An 18011-nucleotide genomic window follows, 5' to 3' on the forward strand; every position below is an offset into this window, starting at 1 on the left:
CCGGCCCGGCTAGCGGCCGCGCAGGAACAGGTTGTCGAGCTCGGCGAGGCTCAGCCGGACCCAGGTCGGGCGGCCGTGATTGCACTGGCCGCTGCGCTCGGTGGCCTCCATCTCCCGCAGCAGGGCGTTCATCTCCGGCACGCTCAACTTGCGGTTGGCGCGTACCGAGCCGTGACAGGCCATGGTGGCGAGCAGGGCGTTCAGCTTTTCCTCGACCCGGCGGCTCCGGCCATCGGCCAGCAGGTCGGCCAGCACGTCGCGCACCAGCGGTTCGCCGTCGCCCTGGCAGAGCAGGGCCGGCAGCGCGCGGACCAGCAACGTGTCCGGGCCGATCCGCCCCAGCTCGATGCCCAGCGCCGCCAGCTCGGCCTCGCGTTCGACCGCCAGTTCCGCCTCGGCCTCGCTGACCCGCAGCCGGATGGGCAGCAACAGCGGCTGGCTGGGGATATTGCCCGCTGCCCGTTGCCGTTTCAGCTTCTCGTAGGTCACCCGCTCGTGCGCCGCGTGGGCGTCGACCAGGACCAGGCCTTCGGCATTCTCGGCCAGGATGAAGGCGCCGTGGAGGTGGGCGAGGGCATAGCCCAGCGGCGGCAGGTTTCTCCCGTCGGCAGCGGTGGGCGCGGCGGCTCCGGTGTCCGGCGGCGCATACAGCGCCGTGTAGCGCGGCAGCAGCTCCGCCACGTTCAGCGGCAGCTCGGCCTGGCGGGGCGGCAGGGCGGTCCCGGCCTGCCCAGTCTGGGCGGGCGCCGCGAAGACGGGGCGCGCGGCCGGGGCGGCGACGGCCGGTTGTGCCGGCGCCATCGTCTCCTCCACCACGGCGGCCGCAACGCCGAGTCCGGCCCTGGCGCCACCCAGCGCGCGGTGCAGCCCGCGGAAGAGGAAATCGTGCACCAGCCGCGCCTCCCGGAAGCGCACTTCCATCTTGGTCGGGTGGGCGTTGACGTCGACCAGGCCGGGGTCCAGTTCCAGGTACAGCACATAGACCGGATGCCGGCCATGGTAGAGCACGTCCTGATAGCTCTGGCGGATGGCGACGCTCACCAGCTTGTCGCGCACCAGTCGGCCGTTCACGTAGAAATACTGCTGGTCGGCCTGGCTACGGGAAAAGGTCGGCAGGCCGATCCAGCCGTGCAGGCGCAGGCCGGAGGCGCCGATGTCCAGCGGCAGGCTCTGTTCCAGGAAATCCTCGCCCAGCAGGGCCGCCAGCCGCCGCTCGACGTCGGCCGGGTCGCGGCCGGGCCGGAGTTGCAGGACACGGCGCTGGTTGTGGCTGAGCGACAGCCCCAGGTCCAGCCGACCCAGCGCCAGGCGGCGGACCAGCGTCTCGATATGCTGGAACTCGGTCTTCTCCGAGCGCAGGAACTTGCGCCGGGCCGGCGTGTTGTAGAACAGGTCGCGCACCTCCACCGTGCTGCCTTCGGGGTGCGCCGCCGGGCGGATGTCGAACGTCGCCTCGGCGCCATCGCTGCTGACCTGCCAGGCATGCGGCTCGCCGCGCGGGCGCGAGGTGAGCACCAGCCGCGACACCGAGCTGATGCTCGGCAGCGCCTCGCCGCGGAAACCCAGGGTCATGACCTGCTCGAGATCGTCGAGGCTGGCGATCTTGCTGGTGGCATGGCGCGACAGCGCCAGGGTCAGCTCGTCGCGGGCGATGCCGCACCCGTCGTCGCGCACCCGCAGCAGCCGCAGTCCGCCCTGCTCGATCTCGATCTCGACCTGGCCGGCGCCGGCGTCGATGGCGTTCTCGACCAGTTCCTTGACCGCCGAGGCGGGCCGCTCGACGACCTCGCCGGCGGCGATCTGGTTGATGAGTTGCGGCGGCAGGGGGCGGATGGGCATGGTGGGGTCAGTGGTTGCAGGAACGGGTATCGCTCGGGGATGGCGATCGCAAGTTGGCGCGTCTCAGTGACTGTTGCGGTCACGGCGCCTTCTCAATGAATTTTTGACAGGTAGGCATCGATTTGGGCGCCGATGTCCATGAGCGGATAGTCCGCAGCTCGTCTGGTGATGATTCGGATGTAGGGTTCGATGTTGCTTGGCGTCAGTTCATGTTCGCCATTTTTCATCCAATGCAACATTAGCGAATTGTAGCGCTGGTGGTAGTGGCTGGTGTCTTTGTAGTTCGCGATGTCATCGAGGAAGTTCTCGTTTTCAAAACCGAAAACATGAATGTTTGGGTAACTGGCGCTCTTGTTCACGACCAGCCGTAATATCTCTAAATATTCCTCGAATCGCTGCGGGTTGCTCTGCTGCAGTATGGCGAAGTTCAAACGCGAGTAAGGAGGAAAGAACAAGTAGAAGTGCGTCTGCGGATATTGATCTGCCAGTTTCAGCACATCATCCTGAAAGACGCGCCCATCTCGTGCAGTCTCTTTTTTGGTCCGGGCCAAGTCAACAGGTACGACCTGGCCGGATTCGATCCGACGGATGCTGTCGCCTATGGGCTTTAATGCGTCTCTGATTTGTGCATCGTTTTTCGCCTCTAACCACTTGCTCAGCCCGCCGAATCGCCTGCTGTGCTCCCGGTTGGAATGCCATTCCACGAGGTTTTCCAGGTCACTTTTCAGGTTTGGGCAGAGTTTTATTCTGTCAGCTAAGTGGCTGCGACAAAAGGCATAGCGAATGGCCTTCCAGCTGATGGCATAGATCATGATATCGTTACCCCGATTGTCATCGTAGAGAAAGGTGTAGGGGGCAATGGGAGCCCCGGAGGCAACGGTACGCAACGAATTCCAATCAAACGAAAGAATAATTTCCGATAGCTTTTTTCGATGGAGCGCGTAAGTCAAGGCCAGCGATCTTTCTGGGATGCTGGATCCATCCATCGATATATTCACGAAACGGTCGCCAAAAAGCTGGCTGGCATCTCTGGGGGAAAAGTTTGCAGCCATACTGGAGCCAAGGATGATGGAATCAAACTCTTCGGTATTGATAATGCCAGCCGCTGTGTCGCGCATGGATCGGTCGCTGGTGTAATAATTGTTGCCAATCCACGGTTTGTGAAATATCCGATATGGATCAACTGTCCAGTTGATGGCGACAATTATGGCAAGAGGCAGCATCCAGGCCAATGTGAGTATCAGTAGATAGCGACGCATGGCTAGAACTGGAAGTAAAGAAACTCGCTGATCTTTGTCAGCGACATTACGCAGGAATAGAATAAAAATCCCATTGCCAAGGCCAGTGTAACCGAGGGTTGCCACACCGCTAATCGCGCGATCAGACCTTTCGATATCGGCGCAGGAGTGGGTTTGCCTGCCATGTCGTTCCAGGTTGGTTTGTAGTCGCGCATGAATTGTCGGGTATTCGGAAATAGCCAAACCAGCGCCAAGCCAATGGCAATGCTGCCAATTGTCTGTCCAGTGCTAAGGTACGTGTTGGGAAACATGCCGCCGAACAGTGGTGTTATCAGTCCATGGTTTGTGAATAGAGGGGATAGATGTGATTCCAGCGATGTTGGCAGCGACAAACCGTTCAGTCCCGCCATGCCGGCGAGTATGGATAGCGCTGAGGCAAAACTGTCCGCACGGAAAAACACCCATGCCACGACAATCGCGAGGAAGGTCAGTGCACCCGCGCCGAGTTTGGCCAGTCGTCCCCCACTCCTGATCCAGCCAAGCTTGGCTCTCAGTTCGCGCCAGGCATGGTTGATCATCAGATACAGGCCGTGCAATCCCCCCCAGATGACGAAGGTCCAGCCTGCGCCATGCCAGAGTCCGCCCAGCAGCATGGTAATCATCAGGTTGAGGTAGCGGCGGACAGAACCGTTGCGATTCCCGCCAAGTGGGATATAGAGGTAGTCACGGAGAAAAGTCGACAGCGTCATGTGCCACCGCCGCCAGAAGTCGATGATGTTGGTGGCCTTGTACGGTGAGTCGAAGTTGAGCGGCAGGCGCACGTTGAACATCAACGACAGCCCGATCGCCATGTCGGAATAGCCAGAAAAATCGAAATACAGTTGCAGCGTATAGGACAGCGCTCCGACCCAGGACTCGAAGAACATGAGGGTGTGCCCCTCGCTGGCCGCCTTGAAGATGGGTGTGGCATAGTCCGCCAGGTTATCGGCGAGTAGCACTTTCTTTGCAAGGCCGATTACGAAGATGGTCAGACCCACGGCGACATGTTCCAGATTGATGCGGTAGGTACTGGCATGACCAAATTGCGGCATCATCTGTTTGTGGTGCAGTACCGGGCCGGCGATCAGGTGTGGAAACCAGGTCACGAACAGCAGGTAGTGAATGAAACTGTACTCACGGGCGATGCCGCGATAAACATCCACCAGAAAGGCAATCTGGGTAAAGGTAAAGAAGGAAATGCCCAGCGGCAGGATGATGTCCAGCGTCGGAATGCGGCTATCGAAAAGCTGGTTCGCTGAATCAATGAAAAAGTTGGCGTACTTGAAATAACCGAGCGCTATCAGATTGACAGTGATCGCGGTCATCAGAACGGTTTTTGCCTGCCTGCCTGCCTGCCTGCCTGTTTTCGTTGCATGCAATGACCAATCCAATAACCGGCGGAATAGTTGAAGGCTATGGATGTAAGCAATAGCAAAACGAAGCGCGCGTCCCAAACCGCATAAAAGGTTAGCGAAGCCATGACCAGCCAGAGGGCGGCCAGCCGGTGGCTGTAGCGCCCCAGCCAGAACATGCCGGCGAAGGTAATGGGCAAATAGAGGAAGATAAAACTGTAGGAATTGAAAAGCATGGTTGTGCTGCCTCGTGAACATCAACCTTTCAGTACACGCACTGCTGGGCGTATGCCGCGCCGCTGCGCTCTGCGGGTCAGGCGTCCGTCATCGAATGTCAGAAACCCCGGGTACCCATGGCGGTTGCATGGATGAACGGCGGCGGAGGTTGCCTGGTCGCTTGCGGGTTCTTCGAGTCGTCGACATGGACGCATGCCAGCAGGCACAAAATCCTAATGGGCAGCCGGGTCGTATGCCAAGCTTTCGGCGAATGACGCTGGCCGGGATGACGACCTGGCCTGTCCCAGACGGTGACGGCGGATATGGCAATCTCGCTTCTCGCCGGGCAAGCCATCATAGCATTCCCCGGGTAGGGCTCTGTCCCGAGGGTTGCGGCCAGGCACGGGTTTCGTTGCGCGGTGCTCCCGGCCGCATCCGGCCCCATTCGCGGTCCGGCTTGCTTGTATCATGGCAGGCTGGCCGGCCTTCGTTGTTCGTCACGTATCCTCTCCCTTGATGTTGTCAGCAATCAGTTCCCTCGATTCACGGCTTGCGCACTGTCTCAGAAAGGACCAGCACCGTCTGCGCCGGGCGCTGGAGCGAATCAGGACCGACGCCAGGGCTGGCAAGGATGTCGCGGCCGAACTGGCCGGGCTGCAGGCGCGGATCGAAGCCTCGGCGGCCCTCCGCGCGGCGCGGGTGGCGAGCGTGCCGAAGCTCGACTATCCTGACCTGCCGGTGTCGGAGAAAAAGGACGAGATTCTGGCGGCGATGCTGGCGCATCCGGTGGTCATCGTCTGCGGCGAGACCGGCTCCGGCAAGACCACGCAGTTGCCGAAGATCTGCCTGGAGGCGGGGCGGGGGCTGACCGGCTTCATCGGCCATACCCAGCCGCGCCGCATCGCCGCCCGCACGGTGGCGGCGCGCATCGCCGAGGAGCTGGGGCAGCCGCTGGGCCAGGCGGTCGGCTACAAGGTGCGCTTCCAGGACAAGACCCGCCCGGACAGCCTGGTCAAGCTGATGACCGACGGCATCCTGCTGGCGGAAACGCAGCACGACCGCTTTCTCGACCAGTACGACACGCTGATCGTCGACGAGGCCCACGAGCGCAGTCTCAACATCGATTTCCTGCTCGGGTATCTCAAGTGGCTGCTGCCGCGCCGGCCCGACTTCAAGCTGATCATCACCTCGGCTACCATCGACCCGGAGCGCTTTGCCCGCCATTTCGGTCAGGGCGGACGCGACGCGCCGATCATCAACGTGTCCGGGCGGACCTACCCGGTTGACGTACGCTACCGGCCGGTGGCGATCGAAGAGGGCGACGAGACCGACAAGGCCGAACAAACCGCCATTCTCAATGCGGTGGACGAACTCTGGCGCGAGCTGCCGGGCGACATCCTCATCTTCCTCAGCGGCGAGCGCGAGATCCGCGAGACGGCGGAGTCGCTGCGCAAGCATCATCCGTCCAAATGCGAGATCCTGCCGCTGTATTCGCGGCTGTCGCAGTCGGAGCAGGAGAAGGTGTTCCGGCCTACCGGCGCGCGCCGCATCGTGCTGGCCACCAACGTGGCCGAGACCTCGCTGACGGTGCCGGGCATCCGTTCGGTGATCGATACCGGCCATGCCCGCATCAGCCGCTATTCCCACCGCAGCAAGCTGCAACGGCTGCCGATCGAGAAGGTGTCGCGCGCATCCGCCAGCCAGCGCTCGGGCCGCTGCGGCCGCGTCGGGCCGGGCATCGCCATCCGCCTGTACCCGGAGCAGGATTACCTCAACCGGCCGGAATTCACCGATCCGGAAATCCTGCGCACCAACCTGGCTGCCGTCATCCTGCAGATGCACGCGCTGAAGCTGGGCGACATCAGCCGTTTTCCGTTTGTCGAACCGCCCGATCCACGTCTGATCCGCGACGGGATGCGCACCCTGCAGGAGGTCAACGCGCTGGACGAGCGCGGCCAGATCACCGACCTCGGCCGCCGGCTCGCCAAATTGCCGGTCGACCCGCGCCTGGGCCGCATGCTGCTGGCCGGGGCGGAGGAGCATTGCCTGAGCGAGATCGCCGTCATCGTCGCCGCGCTGAGCGTGCCCGATCCGCGCGAGCGGCCGGCGGACAAGGCCGCTCATGCCGATCAGAAGCATGCCCGCTTCAAGGACGAAAACTCGGATTTCCTGTCCCTGCTCAGGCTCTGGCAGGACTTCGAGGAACAGAAGCAGCACCTGTCGCGGGCCAAGCTGCGCCAGTACTGCCGTGATAACTTCCTGTCCTATGTGCGCATGACCGAGTGGCACGACATCCACAGCCAGATCATGGAGGTGGTCAAGGGCGAGCTGGAGCTGAAGCCGAACCAGGCCCCGGGCGAATACGGCGAAATCCACCGGGCGTTGCTGGCGGGCCTCCTGTCCAACGTCTGCCTGCGCCAGGAGCAGGCCGAGTATGTCGGCGCGCGCGGGGCGAAGCTGTTCATCCACCCCGGCTCCTTCCTGTTCAAGGTCAAGCCGAAGTGGATGGTCTGCGCCGAGCAGGTGGAAACCACCAAGGTCTACGCGCGCACGGTGGCGAAGATCGAGCCGGAGTGGATCGAGCAGGTCGGCGCGCACCTGGTCAAGCACCAGTACTACGACCCGCACTGGGAGCGCAAGGCGGCGCGGGTGGCGGTGCACGAGCGGACGCTGCTGTTCGGCCTGACCGTGCAGGCCGGGCGCAAGATTCCCTACGAGCGGGTCAATCCGGTCGAGGCCCGCGAGCTGTTCATCCGCCACGCGCTGGTGCAGATGGACTACGACAGCAAGGCGCCGTTCTTCCTGCACAACCTGAAGCTGCTGAGCGAGGCCGACTACCTGCAACAGAAGGGCCGGCGCGTCGATCTGGTGGTGGACGACGCCTGGCTGTACCGCTTCTTCGACGAGCGCATCCCGCCGGAGGCGGTCAACGGCGTCACCTTCGAGCGCTGGCGCAAGGGCGCAGAGCGGCGCGATCCGGAGCTGCTCAGGCTGACCGTCGGCGACATCACCGCCAAGCAGGATGCCTCGCTGGACGATCGCAATTTCCCCGATCACATTCAGGTCGGGGCGCTGCGCATCGCCCTGCAATACCGCTTCGAGCCCGGCCACGAGGACGACGGCGTCACTGCCATCATCCCCCTGCACCTGCTCAACCCGCTGGACCCGGAGCCGTTCCGCTGGCTGGTGCCGGGCCTGTTGCGGGAAAAGGTCGCGGCCCTGATCAAGTCCCTGCCCAAGACCCTGCGCATCCATTTCGTGCCCGTGCCCGAGCATGCCGAGCGCGTGCTGCCGATGCTGGACGTCGGGCAGGGTGCGCTCTACGCGCAGCTGTCGGCGGCGCTGAAGAAGACCGGCGGCATCGCCGTCTCCACCCAGTCGTTCCGCGAGGAGCTGCTGCCGGCGCACCTGCGGATGAATTTCGCCGTGGTCAACGAGGCCAACCAGGTCATCGACCGCGCGCGCGACCTCGACCCGCTCAAGCACCGCCATGCCGCCGATGCCGGCCAGCAGTTCCGCCAGCTGGCGCAGGAAGCCTACCTGCATACCGGCAGCCGGGCCTGGGACTTCGGCGAGTTGCCGGCGGTCTTCGATGGTGAGCATGACGGGCAGACCGTCCATGGCTTTCCGGCGGTGGTCGACGAAGGCGAGACCGTCGGTGTGCGGGTCTTTCCCACGCCGGAGGAAGCCGCCTGCCAGCAGGAGGCGGGGCTTGCGCGGCTGTTCCGGCTGGCGCTGGCCCGGGATCTGAAATATCTGCGCAAGCATCTGGCGCTGAATGCTCAGGCCGAGCTGCTCTACCGGCAGCTGCCGGCGCACCCGTTCCTGTACCCGGAACTCAAGGCCGAGCGCGACCTGCGCGACGACCTGCTCGACCGGCTGATGGCGGCGCTGTTTCTGGAGGACCAGCCTGACATCCGCGGTGCCGCCGATTTCGAGGCGCGCCTTCGGGCGCGGCGGACCGGGCTGGTCGCCAAGGCCGAGGCGATGGCGGCAACGGCACAGACCGCCCTGGCGCTGTATGCCGAGGTCCAGACCCGCCTGAAGGCCTGTCGCGCCGCGTCACTGGCCGACGACGTGCGGGCCCAGCTGGGCCTGCTGTTCTATCGCGGCTTCTGGGTCACGACACCGTATCGCCACATCGGCGAACTGCCGCGCTACCTGAAGGCGGTGCTCAACCGGCTGGAGAAGGGCCCCCAGGATCCCTTGCGCGATCTCCGGCAGTACCGGGAGATCGAACCGTTCCTGGACCGCTATTGGCAGGCGGTGAAAGCCAGCCATGGGCGCATCGTTCCGGAGCGGGATGCTTTCCGCTGGCAACTGGAGGAGTTCCGGGTATCCCTGTTCGCCCAGCAGCTGAAGACGCCGTACCCCGTCTCCGCCAAGCGGCTGGCCGAGGCGTGGAAGGCCGCGGGGCCGGCCCGCTGATTCCGGTGCCCCGGCATGGCAATATGCGCGTCCAGTCCCCCTTCGTTCAGAAACCGACCTCGCCAATCGATACCCATGCCGATGGAAACCAGCGCCTTCAAGATCGTCATTCCGGCCCGGCACGGCTCCAGCCGCCTGCCGGGCAAGCCCTTGCTGGAAATTGCCGGCAAGCCGATGATCGCCCATGTCTGCGAGCGGGCGCTGGCCGCCGGCACCGAGGTGTTCGTCGCCACCGACGACCCGCGCATCTGCGCCGCGGTGGCCGGCCTGCCGGTCACCGCCGTGATGACCCGGTCCGACCATGCCAGCGGCACCGAGCGCATCGCCGAGGTGGCCGAGCGGCTCGGCTGGCCGGATGCTACCCGGATCGTCAATCTTCAGGGCGACGAGCCGCTGATGCAGCCGGAACTCATCCGCCGGCTGGCCGCGACGCTGGCCGGCGCGACACAGGCCGAGGTCGCCACCCTGGCCGCGCCGATCGCCGATCCCGCCGATGTCTTCGATCCCCACGCGGTCAAGGTCGTGCTCGACCGCCATGGCCATGCGCTCTATTTCAGCCGGGCGCCCATCCCCTGGCACCGCGACAGCTTCGGCCAGACCGGCCGGGCCGCGGCTGACGCCTATCCCTGGCTGCGGCATATCGGCATCTACGCCTACACCGCCGGCTTTCTGCGCCGCTACGTCGGCTGGCCCGCCTCCCGGCTGGAGGCGGTGGAAGCGCTGGAACAGCTGCGCATTCTCTGGCAGGGCGAGCGCATCCGCGTCGTCACCGTTGAGGATGCGCCGCATGCGGGGGTGGACACGGAGGCGGATCTCCGGCGCGTGCAGCAACTGCTGGCCGGCTCTGCCTAGCCCGGCCCGCGACGTTCCCGATGACAGGCCAGGCATCCGCCGGACAGGCGGCAGGGTTCGGCAACCGGCCGGCGCCGCCGCCCCGCCGTGCGCGCCCCGGGCGCGGCCTGCGGCGGACGATCCTGGCCGCCGGCCTGGCCATGGGCGCCGCCAGCGCCGGGGAGCCGCCGGCTTTGCTGCTGGCGAACACCCTGCGGGCCGACGTTCGCGTCGAGGACTATCTGGTCAGCGAGAAGTACGATGGCGTCCGTGGCTACTGGACCGGCTCGCGCTTCCTGACCCGCGGCGGCGAGACGATTCCGGCGCCTGCCTGGTTCACCGCCGGCTGGCCCCGGCAGGCGCTGGATGGCGAGCTGTGGGCCGGCCGGGGCCGATTTGCCCGCAGCGTGTCGATCCTCAGGCCGCCGGCGGGGGGCACGGCCGCCTGGCGCGAGATCCGCTACCTGGTCTTCGATCTCCCCGATCATCCGGGGCCTTTCCTGGAGCGCTACCGGGCACTGACGGCGCTGGTGGCCGGCATCGGCCAGCCATGGGTGCAGGCGGTCGAGCAGACGCCGGTCGCCAGCCGCGCCGCCCTGACCGCCCGCCTGCAGGAGGTCGTCCGCCAGGGCGGCGAGGGGCTCATGCTGCACCGGGCGGACGCGCCATATCGGCCCGGGCGCAGCGATGACCTGCTCAAGCTCAAGCCGTTCACGGATGCCGATGCCCGCGTCGTCGGCCATGTGCCCGGCAAGGGGCGCTACGCGGGGTTGCTGGGGTCCCTGGAGGTGGAAACGCCCGAGGGCATCCGCTTCCGGCTGGGCAGCGGCTTCAGCGTTGAAGAGCGGCGCGCCCCGCCACCCATCGGCAGCTGGGTGAGCTACCGCCATGACGGTATCCACCCGCAATCCGGCATTCCGCGTTTCGCCCGCTTCCTGCGGTTGCGGGACGATCTGGCCGGCCGCCAGCCGCCCTGAGCGCGCGGGACGCCGGCATGGCCCCATCCCGCCGCCTGCTGTCGGGCATGTCGCTCATCCTGCTGGCCTTCCTGGCCTGGTCCGGCCGCCAGGCTTACGATGGCCCGACCTGGTTGCTCGAGGTCCTGCCGGTTCTCATCGTGCTGCCGCTGCTCTGGCTGACCCGCCGCCGGTTTCCGCTGACCGCGCTGCTGTATGGGCTGATCCTTTTGCACGGCATCGTCTTGATCGAGGGCGGCCAGTACACCTATGCCCGTGTGCCGCTGGGGTTCCAGCTTCAGGACTGGCTGGGCTTGAGCCGCAATCCCTATGACAGGCTGGGCCACTTCTTCCAGGGCCTGGTACCGGCTATGGCGGCGCGGGAAATCCTGCTGCGCGGTGGCTACGTCAACGGCGACCGCATGCGCGCCTTCCTGATCGTCTGCATCGCCCTGGCCATCAGCGCCGTCTACGAGCTGATCGAGTGGCTGCTGGCCATCCTGTTCGGCGAGGGCGCGGTGGCTTTCCTCGGCACCCAGGGCGATCCCTGGGACGCGCAGGGCGACATGCTGTTCGCCCTCATCGGTGCCCTTGCCGCCCTGCTGGCGCTGTCCCGCTGGCATGACCGGCAGCTGCGCACCCTGGCCGGCGGGTCATGCCCGCCGGCGCCGCGGCGGCAGGCCTGACACCGATCCGGGCACGGACCTGCGGGCGTGGCCGGCAGGCCGGCGGCCAGCCGGTGTCCACCATGGCCGGGCGCGCTGTGGCACCATATGGCGGTGTTTCCGGGGCCCCTCGGCCGGCCGGCGGGTTGCACGCGGAACCCCGAGGGGTTGCCCGGGGTCGATGGCCGGCGGGCGACCGCCCCGCGGGCCCCGGTTTGTATCGGGACATGTCCTGACGGCTGCCGGATACAGGCCGATACAAACCGGCCGGACCGCACCGGTGACGGCGCCCCCGGTGCCCGGTACAAGAATCCTCCATGCCATCAGCTACGCCTTCCTCCCAGCGTTTCGTGCGCCGCCGCCCGTCTTTGTCGCCACTCCACCGGCCCGGTCCGGCTGCCGGCAGCCGCTGCGGCATCTGGCTGATCGCCGGCCTGCTGGCATGGCAGACCGGTCCGGCGCGGGCCGGGGACTGGGTGGACTATCCGGACGACCCGCTCGACACCCATGGGGCGGTATCGGCTACGCCCGGCCGGGCTCCGGTCCGGTCCGGCGCGGACCCCTGCCGGATACTGACCCAGAGCCCGGAGGCCTGGGGCCTGATCGACGTGATCGAGCAGGCGCTGTGCCACAATCCGGAGACTCGCCAGGCCTGGGCCAATGCCCGCCAGCAGGCGTCGCAGCTGGGCGTGGCGCAGTCGGCCTATCTGCCCTCGCTCAACTTTTCCATGCCCATCTCGCGCAGCAAGAACACGGCCGGCGGCGGCATCAGCAACGGCGTGCCGGTCCAGGGCGGCGGCGATTTCCGCGCCGAGAACACCCGCATCGTGCCGACGCTCAGCCTCAATTACCTGCTGCTGGATTTCGGCGGCCGGGCCGCGCGGGTGGAGGCGGCCCGGCAGGCCCTGGAGGCGGCCAACTGGAGCCATGCCGCGATCCTGCAGACCGTGCTCTTCAGGGCCATCCAGGCGTATTACCAGCTGTTTGCCGCCAACGCGACGCTGGACGCGGCCGAGGCCACCGTCAGGTCGACGCAGAAGGCGCTGGATGCGGCGGCCTACCGCTACGACATCGGCGCCGCCGCCCTGGGCGACAAGTTGCAGGCGCAGACCTCCCATGCGCAGGCCAAGGTCAACCAGCGCACCGCCGTCGGCAATGCCCAGGCAGCCCTGGGGGCGCTGGCCAGGGTGATGGGGCTGAAGCCGAAGTCCTCGATGCGTTTCGAGCCGCCCAGCCTGACCGGGCCGGTGCAGGAGCGGGAGAAGGATGTGCAGACCCTGATCGAGCTGGCCAGGCAGTCGCGCCCCGACCTGGCCGCCGCCGAGGCGCAGGTCAAGGCATCCGAGGCCAACATCCTCCAGGCGCGCTCGGGCAGCCTGCCGACGCTGTCGCTGGTCGGCAATTACACCTACTTCGAGACCGTGGGGGTCGCCAACCTGCCCAGCTGGGCGGTGGGCGTGCAGGTGGCCATGCCGCTGTTCACCGGTTTCAGCAATACCTATCAGATCAAGAGCGCCGAGGAGCAGGTGGAGGCGCAGGCGGCCAACCGCGACCGGCTGGAGCAATCGATCGCCGAGGAGGTCTGGCGGGCCTATTACACGCTGGCGGCGACGCGGGAGAACCTGCAGAACACCCAGGAGCTGCTGGACAGCGCCACCCAGGCGGAGGCGGTGGCGCTGGGACGCTATCAGGAGGGCGTCGGCAACATCGTCGAGCTGCTCAATGCCGAGGCCAACCTGGCCAATGCCCGCAACCAGCATGTCCAGGCGCACTACAACTGGCGCATCGGCAAGGCCCAGCTGGCGCAGGCGCTGGGCCGGCTGGACATGGACGACGTCGCGGCCGTGGACGGGCCGGGGGAGCGCCACCTTGCCGACTGAGCCACAGACAGGGCCGGCCGCCCACGGGGCTGCGCCGGCGGGGGAACCGAACTTGACCCGCGCGGGAAGGAGGCGGAGCGATGTGGCGTAGGGTTGTGATAGTGCTGCTGGTCGTCGCCCTGGCCGGGCTGGGCTGGTGGCAGTGGCAGGAACGGCAGATGCCGGCGGCGGATGCCTACCTGACCGAGACGGTCGACCGGGGACCGATTCTCAAGGTCGTGTCGGCCAACGGTACGCTCAATCCGGTGGTGCTGGTCAATGTCGGCACCCAGGTGTCCGGCACCGTCCAGAGCCTGTATGCCGACTTCAACGACCGGGTCAGGTCCGGCCAGGTGCTGGCGAAGCTGGACCCCCCGCTGTTCCAGGCCGCGCTGGAGCAGAGCCGCGCCAAGCTGGCCAATGCCGAGGCCACGCTCAGGCTGGCCGAGGCCAACGCCGGCCGCACCCGGGCGCTGTTCGAGAAGGGCTATGTGGCGCGCGCCGACTGGGACCAGGCGGTGCAGGCGATCGGCGTCGGCCGCGCCCAGGTCGATGCGGCCCGGGCCGAGATCCTGCGCGACCAAACCAACCTGCGCTACAGCGTCATCGTCTCGCCGGTGTCCGGCATCGTGGTGTCGCGCAACGTCGACGTCGGCCAGACGGTGGCGGCCAGTTTCCAGACGCCGGTGCTGTTCACCATCGCCGAGAATCTCAAGCGCATGCAGATCGACACCACGGTGGCGGAGGCGGACGTGGGCGGTATCAAGGTCGGCCAGGTGGCGACCTTCACCGTGGACGCCTTCCCCGGGCGCGAGTACCGCGGCCAGGTGCGGCAGATCCGCCTGAATTCGCAGGTCCTGCAGAACGTCGTCACCTACAACGTGGTGATTGACGTCGCCAACCCCGACGAAACCCTGCTGCCCGGCATGACGGCCTTCGTCAACGTCGCCATCGCCAGCCGTGACGCGGTGCTGCGCATCCCGCTCAGCGCCCTGCGCTACAAGCCCAGCGAGGCGGTCGCGGGCAGGATCCCCCCGGCCGGCGGCGCGCCGAAGCCGCGCTCGCAGCAGGCGGAGGAGAAGACCGTCTACCGCCTCAGGAACGGCCTGGTCTCGCCGGTGACGCTGCGGCCCGGCCTCAGCGACAGCAGGTTCATGGAGGTGCTGTCGGGCGACCTGCAAGCCGGCGATGTCCTCGTCATCGAGGATAGCCGGCCGGCGGACAAGGCTGGCGGCAATGGCGGCGGGCGCTCGTCCTTCCGGGTCCGGATGTTCTGACCGTGGCCGAGGCGAGTCCGCTGATCCAGGCCCGGGGGTTGCGCAAGGACTACCCCATGGGCGACGGCGAGACGCTGCCGGTGCTGCACGGCCTCAATTTCAGCATCCAGGCCGGCGATTTCGTCGCCATCATGGGGCCGTCGGGTTCCGGCAAGTCGACCCTGATGAACATCCTCGGCTGCCTCGACGTGCCGAGCGCGGGGCATTACCTCATTAACGGCATCGATACCGCCGGCCTGGGGCCGGACGAACTGGCGGACCTGCGCAACCGGCTGATCGGCTTTGTCTTCCAGGGATTCAACCTGCTGCCGCGCAAGACCATCCTCGACAACGTGGCGCTGCCCCTGGTCTATGCCGGCGTCAGGCGCGCCGAGCGGGAGTCGATCGCCCGCCAGATCCTGACCCGGGTCGGGCTGGGCGACCGCATCCGGCATCGGCCCACCCAGCTCAGTGGCGGCCAGCAGCAGCGCGTGGCGATTGCCCGCGCGCTGGCCAATGCGCCCCGGCTGATCCTCGCCGACGAGCCGACCGGCAACCTCGACAGCCAGACCAGCGAGGACATCCTGGCCCTGTTCGAGGAGCTCAACCGCCAGGGGCTGACCATCGTGCTGGTGACGCACGAGGCCGACGTGGCCCGCCATGCCCAGCGCATCATGTCCATCGTCGACGGCCGCATCGCCGGCATCATCCGGAACTTCCATCATGACCCTGGCTGACACCCTCGACGAAGCCCTGCAGGCCATGGGCGCGAACCGCCTGCGGACCGGGCTGACCATGCTCGGCATGATCATCGGCGTGGGCGCGGTGGTGCTGATGCTGGCGGTGGGGCAGGGCGCGCAGAGCATGGTGAGCGAGTCCATCGCCGCCATGGGCAGCAATCTGTTCATCGTCCTGTCCGGTTCCTCGACCTCGGGCGGGGTGCGCATGGGGGGCGGCACCGTTCCCACCCTGACCGCCAGCGACGCCCTGGCGCTGGAGGAACTGCCGGACATCGCCGCGGTGGCGCCGATCTCGCCCAACAACGCCCAGATGATCTACGGGCCGAACAACTGGACCACCATGGTGGCCGGTACCACGCCGTCGATCTTCGAGATTCGCGACTGGCCGACGGTGTCGGGCGCCGGCTTCACCGAGGTCGACGTGCGTTCGGCGACCCGCGTCACGGTGCTAGGGCAGACGGTGGCGCGCAACCTGTTCGGTGACGAGGACCCGGTCGGCAAGACCGTGCGCATCAAGAACAGCCCGTTCCTGGTGGTCGGCCTGCTGGCGCCCAAGGGGCAGAGCCTGGACGGCCGCGACCAGGACGACACGGCGCTGGTGCCGCTCAGCACCGCGCAGCGGCAGCTGTTCGGCAACCAGTTTCCCGGCATGGTGCGCTTCATGATGGTCAAGGCCCGCTCCGGGCAAGTGATGGAGCGGGCCGAGCGGCAGATCAACGAGGTGCTGCGCCAGCGCCACCGCATCCGCGCCGGCCAGGACGACGACTTCACGGTGCGCAACCTGACCGCCCTGGCCGCCACGGCGGCGACCGCGACCCGGGCCATGTCGATGATGCTCGGCGCCATCGCCGGCATCTCGCTGCTGGTCGGCGGCATCGGCATCATGAACATCATGCTGGTCTCCGTGACCGAGCGGACCCGCGAGATCGGCATCCGCATGGCCATCGGCGCGCGCCGTCGCAACGTGCTGGTGCAGTTCCTGGTCGAGGCGCTGATCATTTCCCTGGCTGGCAGCCTGATCGGCGTCGGCCTCGGCATCGGTTGCGCCTGGCTGGTGGCGGCATTCGTCGGGATGTCGGTGGTGGTGACGCTGTGGTCGATCCTGCTGTCCTTCAGCGTCGCCGCGGCGGTCGGCATCTTCTTCGGCTTCTACCCGGCGCGCAAGGCCGCCCAGCTGCGCCCCATCGAAGCCCTGCGCTATCAGTAGCCCGCTTCGCCTCTGCCGGGAAATCCCCCGTGGCCGCCGCCCCGGGCTGGGTAACGGCAGGGCGTTCCCGGCGGCTACTTGATCAGCATCACCGGCACCTCGGCCAGCTGGATGACGCGCGAGGCGACCGATCCCAGGACCAGCGAGGCCAGCTTGCCGAGTCCGCGCGTGCCCATGACGATCTGGTCGCACTGCTTCTCGCGGGCGAACTGGACGATAGTTTCGGCCGGGTCGCCGACGCCGATGTGGAAGGCGTAGGCCAGGCCGGCCGCGTCGAGCCGGTCGCGCGCCACCTGCAGCGCCTTGATGCCCTCGTCATGATGGTAGCTGCGGATCTGGTCCCTGCTGAGGAACATGCCGACCTCGCCATGCAGGGCCGGCTGCACGTTGATGAGATGCAGGTCGACCGCTTCCGCCAGCCGGGGCAGCCACTGGCGGGCCAGGTATTCGACCAGCCGCACGGCGTTGTCGGAGCCGTCCACCGGCACGAGCAGTTTCAGCATCTTGAGTCTCCAGGGGTTAGCGGCGGGCTTGGGGCTGTTCGTCGTCGCGGGCCAGGTCCACGAAGGCCGGCGCCCGGGCGGCCAGCCGGCGTTGCGCCTGCCACTTGCCGAGCGCCACCACCAGCAGGGCGCCGGCCAGCGGCAGCCAGGCATGCAGCGGGCTGGCTTCGCCGAACAGCGGCCAGCGCGCCAGCGCGGGCTCGCCGACCAGCATCTCACCGGCGACGTAGCCGAGGATGGCCGCGCCCAGGGTGATGATGACGGGGAAGCGGTCCATCAGGCGCAGGATCACCGTGCTGCCGAAGATCACCAGCGGGATGCTGATGCCGAGCCCCAGCATCAGCAGCAGGTTGTCGCCACGGGCGGCAGCGGCCACCGCCAGGACGTTGTCCAGGCTCATGACCAGGTCGGCGATGAGGATGGTACGGATGGCGGCGACCAGTGACTGGTTGCCGGCGATGCCGTCGCCCTCGTGCTCTTCGGGGGCCAGCAGCTTCAGGGCGATCCAGAACAGGAGCCCGCTGCCGACCAGCTTCAGCCATGGCAGCTGCAACAGCTGCAGGGCCACCACGGTAAGGATCACACGCATGACGATGGCGGCGATCGAGCCCCACACCACCGCCTGCCGGCGCTGGCGTTCCGGCAGGGAGCGCGCCGCCAGGGCGATGACGACGGCGTTGTCGCCCGAGAGAACGATGTTGACCAGCATGATCTGGCCGAGTCCGACCCAGAAAACGGGGTCCAGTGCAATTGAGGGCATCCGCGCGAAACTCCGGGCTAGGGACGGTGAGGATGGCAAGGCTGGGCGGACGATCATCCCGCAAGCGGGGGCGTCCGGCCGTTGCCAGCGGCTGTCGAGCGCGCGATTCTATCAGGCCATGG

The 18011-nt window shown here is 66.8% G+C and carries 14 protein-coding genes; 8 read left to right on the plus strand and 6 right to left on the minus strand.

Annotated features, from left to right (window positions below; translation table 11 throughout):
* Window positions 1-9 precede the first annotated feature (9 nt).
* The 4 genes from mutL to ACH5N8_RS04535 all read right to left on the minus strand — a co-directional run bounded on the left by mutL (window position 10) and on the right by ACH5N8_RS04535 (window position 4704).
* Window positions 10-1839, minus strand: coding sequence for a DNA mismatch repair endonuclease MutL (mutL, locus tag ACH5N8_RS04520; protein WP_483282675.1), 1830 nt, complete (start codon window positions 1837-1839; stop codon window positions 10-12).
* Window positions 1840-1931: 92 nt separating this feature from the next.
* Entirely contained in the window at window positions 1932-3098 is a 1167-nt protein-coding gene (locus ACH5N8_RS04525; protein ID WP_483282676.1) for a hypothetical protein, read from the minus strand.
* Window positions 3099-3100: 2 nt separating this feature from the next.
* Window positions 3101-4441 carry an MBOAT family O-acyltransferase gene (locus ACH5N8_RS04530; protein WP_483282677.1) on the minus strand — a complete coding sequence of 447 codons (1341 nt, stop codon included), beginning with the start codon at window positions 4439-4441 and terminating at the stop codon, window positions 3101-3103.
* Window positions 4441-4704 (minus strand): hypothetical protein, encoded by a 264-nt coding sequence (locus ACH5N8_RS04535; RefSeq protein ID WP_483282678.1) that lies wholly within the window; start codon window positions 4702-4704, stop codon window positions 4441-4443. Before ACH5N8_RS04535 ends, ACH5N8_RS04530 begins: the two co-directional genes overlap by 1 nt.
* A 496-nt stretch (window positions 4705-5200) precedes the next feature.
* Here ACH5N8_RS04535 and hrpA point away from each other — a divergent pair, with 496 nt between their 5' ends.
* The 8 genes from hrpA to ACH5N8_RS04575 all read left to right on the plus strand — a co-directional run bounded on the left by hrpA (window position 5201) and on the right by ACH5N8_RS04575 (window position 16626).
* Window positions 5201-9112: an ATP-dependent RNA helicase HrpA gene (gene hrpA / locus ACH5N8_RS04540; RefSeq protein WP_483282679.1), complete on the plus strand. Its 3912-nt coding sequence runs from the start codon at window positions 5201-5203 to the stop codon at window positions 9110-9112.
* Between the two features lie 75 nt (window positions 9113-9187).
* Complete coding sequence (gene kdsB, locus ACH5N8_RS04545; RefSeq protein ID WP_483282680.1) at window positions 9188-9964, plus strand: 3-deoxy-manno-octulosonate cytidylyltransferase; 777 nt, start codon at window positions 9188-9190, stop codon at window positions 9962-9964.
* A gap of 20 nt (window positions 9965-9984) precedes the next feature.
* Window positions 9985-10920, plus strand: a complete 936-nt coding sequence (locus ACH5N8_RS04550) for a DNA ligase (protein WP_483282681.1) — start codon at window positions 9985-9987, stop codon at window positions 10918-10920.
* Window positions 10921-10937: 17 nt separating this feature from the next.
* On the plus strand, window positions 10938-11585 hold the full coding sequence (locus tag ACH5N8_RS04555) for a DUF2238 domain-containing protein (protein WP_483282682.1): 648 nt from the start codon (window positions 10938-10940) through the stop codon (window positions 11583-11585).
* A 296-nt stretch (window positions 11586-11881) separates the two neighbouring features.
* Window positions 11882-13444, plus strand: coding sequence for a TolC family protein (locus ACH5N8_RS04560; RefSeq protein ID WP_483282683.1), 1563 nt, complete (start codon window positions 11882-11884; stop codon window positions 13442-13444).
* Between the two features lie 80 nt (window positions 13445-13524).
* On the plus strand, window positions 13525-14700 hold the full coding sequence (locus ACH5N8_RS04565) for an efflux RND transporter periplasmic adaptor subunit (protein WP_483282684.1): 1176 nt from the start codon (window positions 13525-13527) through the stop codon (window positions 14698-14700).
* Between the two features lie 2 nt (window positions 14701-14702).
* Entirely contained in the window at window positions 14703-15416 is a 714-nt protein-coding gene (locus ACH5N8_RS04570) for an ABC transporter ATP-binding protein (protein ID WP_460028393.1), read from the plus strand.
* On the plus strand, window positions 15403-16626 hold the full coding sequence (locus ACH5N8_RS04575) for an ABC transporter permease (protein WP_483282685.1): 1224 nt from the start codon (window positions 15403-15405) through the stop codon (window positions 16624-16626). The genes ACH5N8_RS04570 and ACH5N8_RS04575 overlap by 14 nt, the downstream gene beginning before the upstream one ends.
* 74 nt (window positions 16627-16700) lie before the next feature.
* On the opposite strand, the gene ACH5N8_RS04580 is transcribed toward ACH5N8_RS04575, so the two are convergent.
* Window positions 16701-17129, minus strand: a complete 429-nt coding sequence (locus ACH5N8_RS04580) for a universal stress protein (RefSeq protein ID WP_483282686.1) — start codon at window positions 17127-17129, stop codon at window positions 16701-16703.
* A gap of 16 nt (window positions 17130-17145) precedes the next feature.
* Window positions 17146-17889: a TerC family protein gene (locus ACH5N8_RS04585; RefSeq protein WP_483282687.1), complete on the minus strand. Its 744-nt coding sequence runs from the start codon at window positions 17887-17889 to the stop codon at window positions 17146-17148.
* Between the last annotated feature and the right edge of the window lie 122 nt (window positions 17890-18011).

Source organism: Methyloparacoccus sp. NF-16, assembly GCF_056880625.1.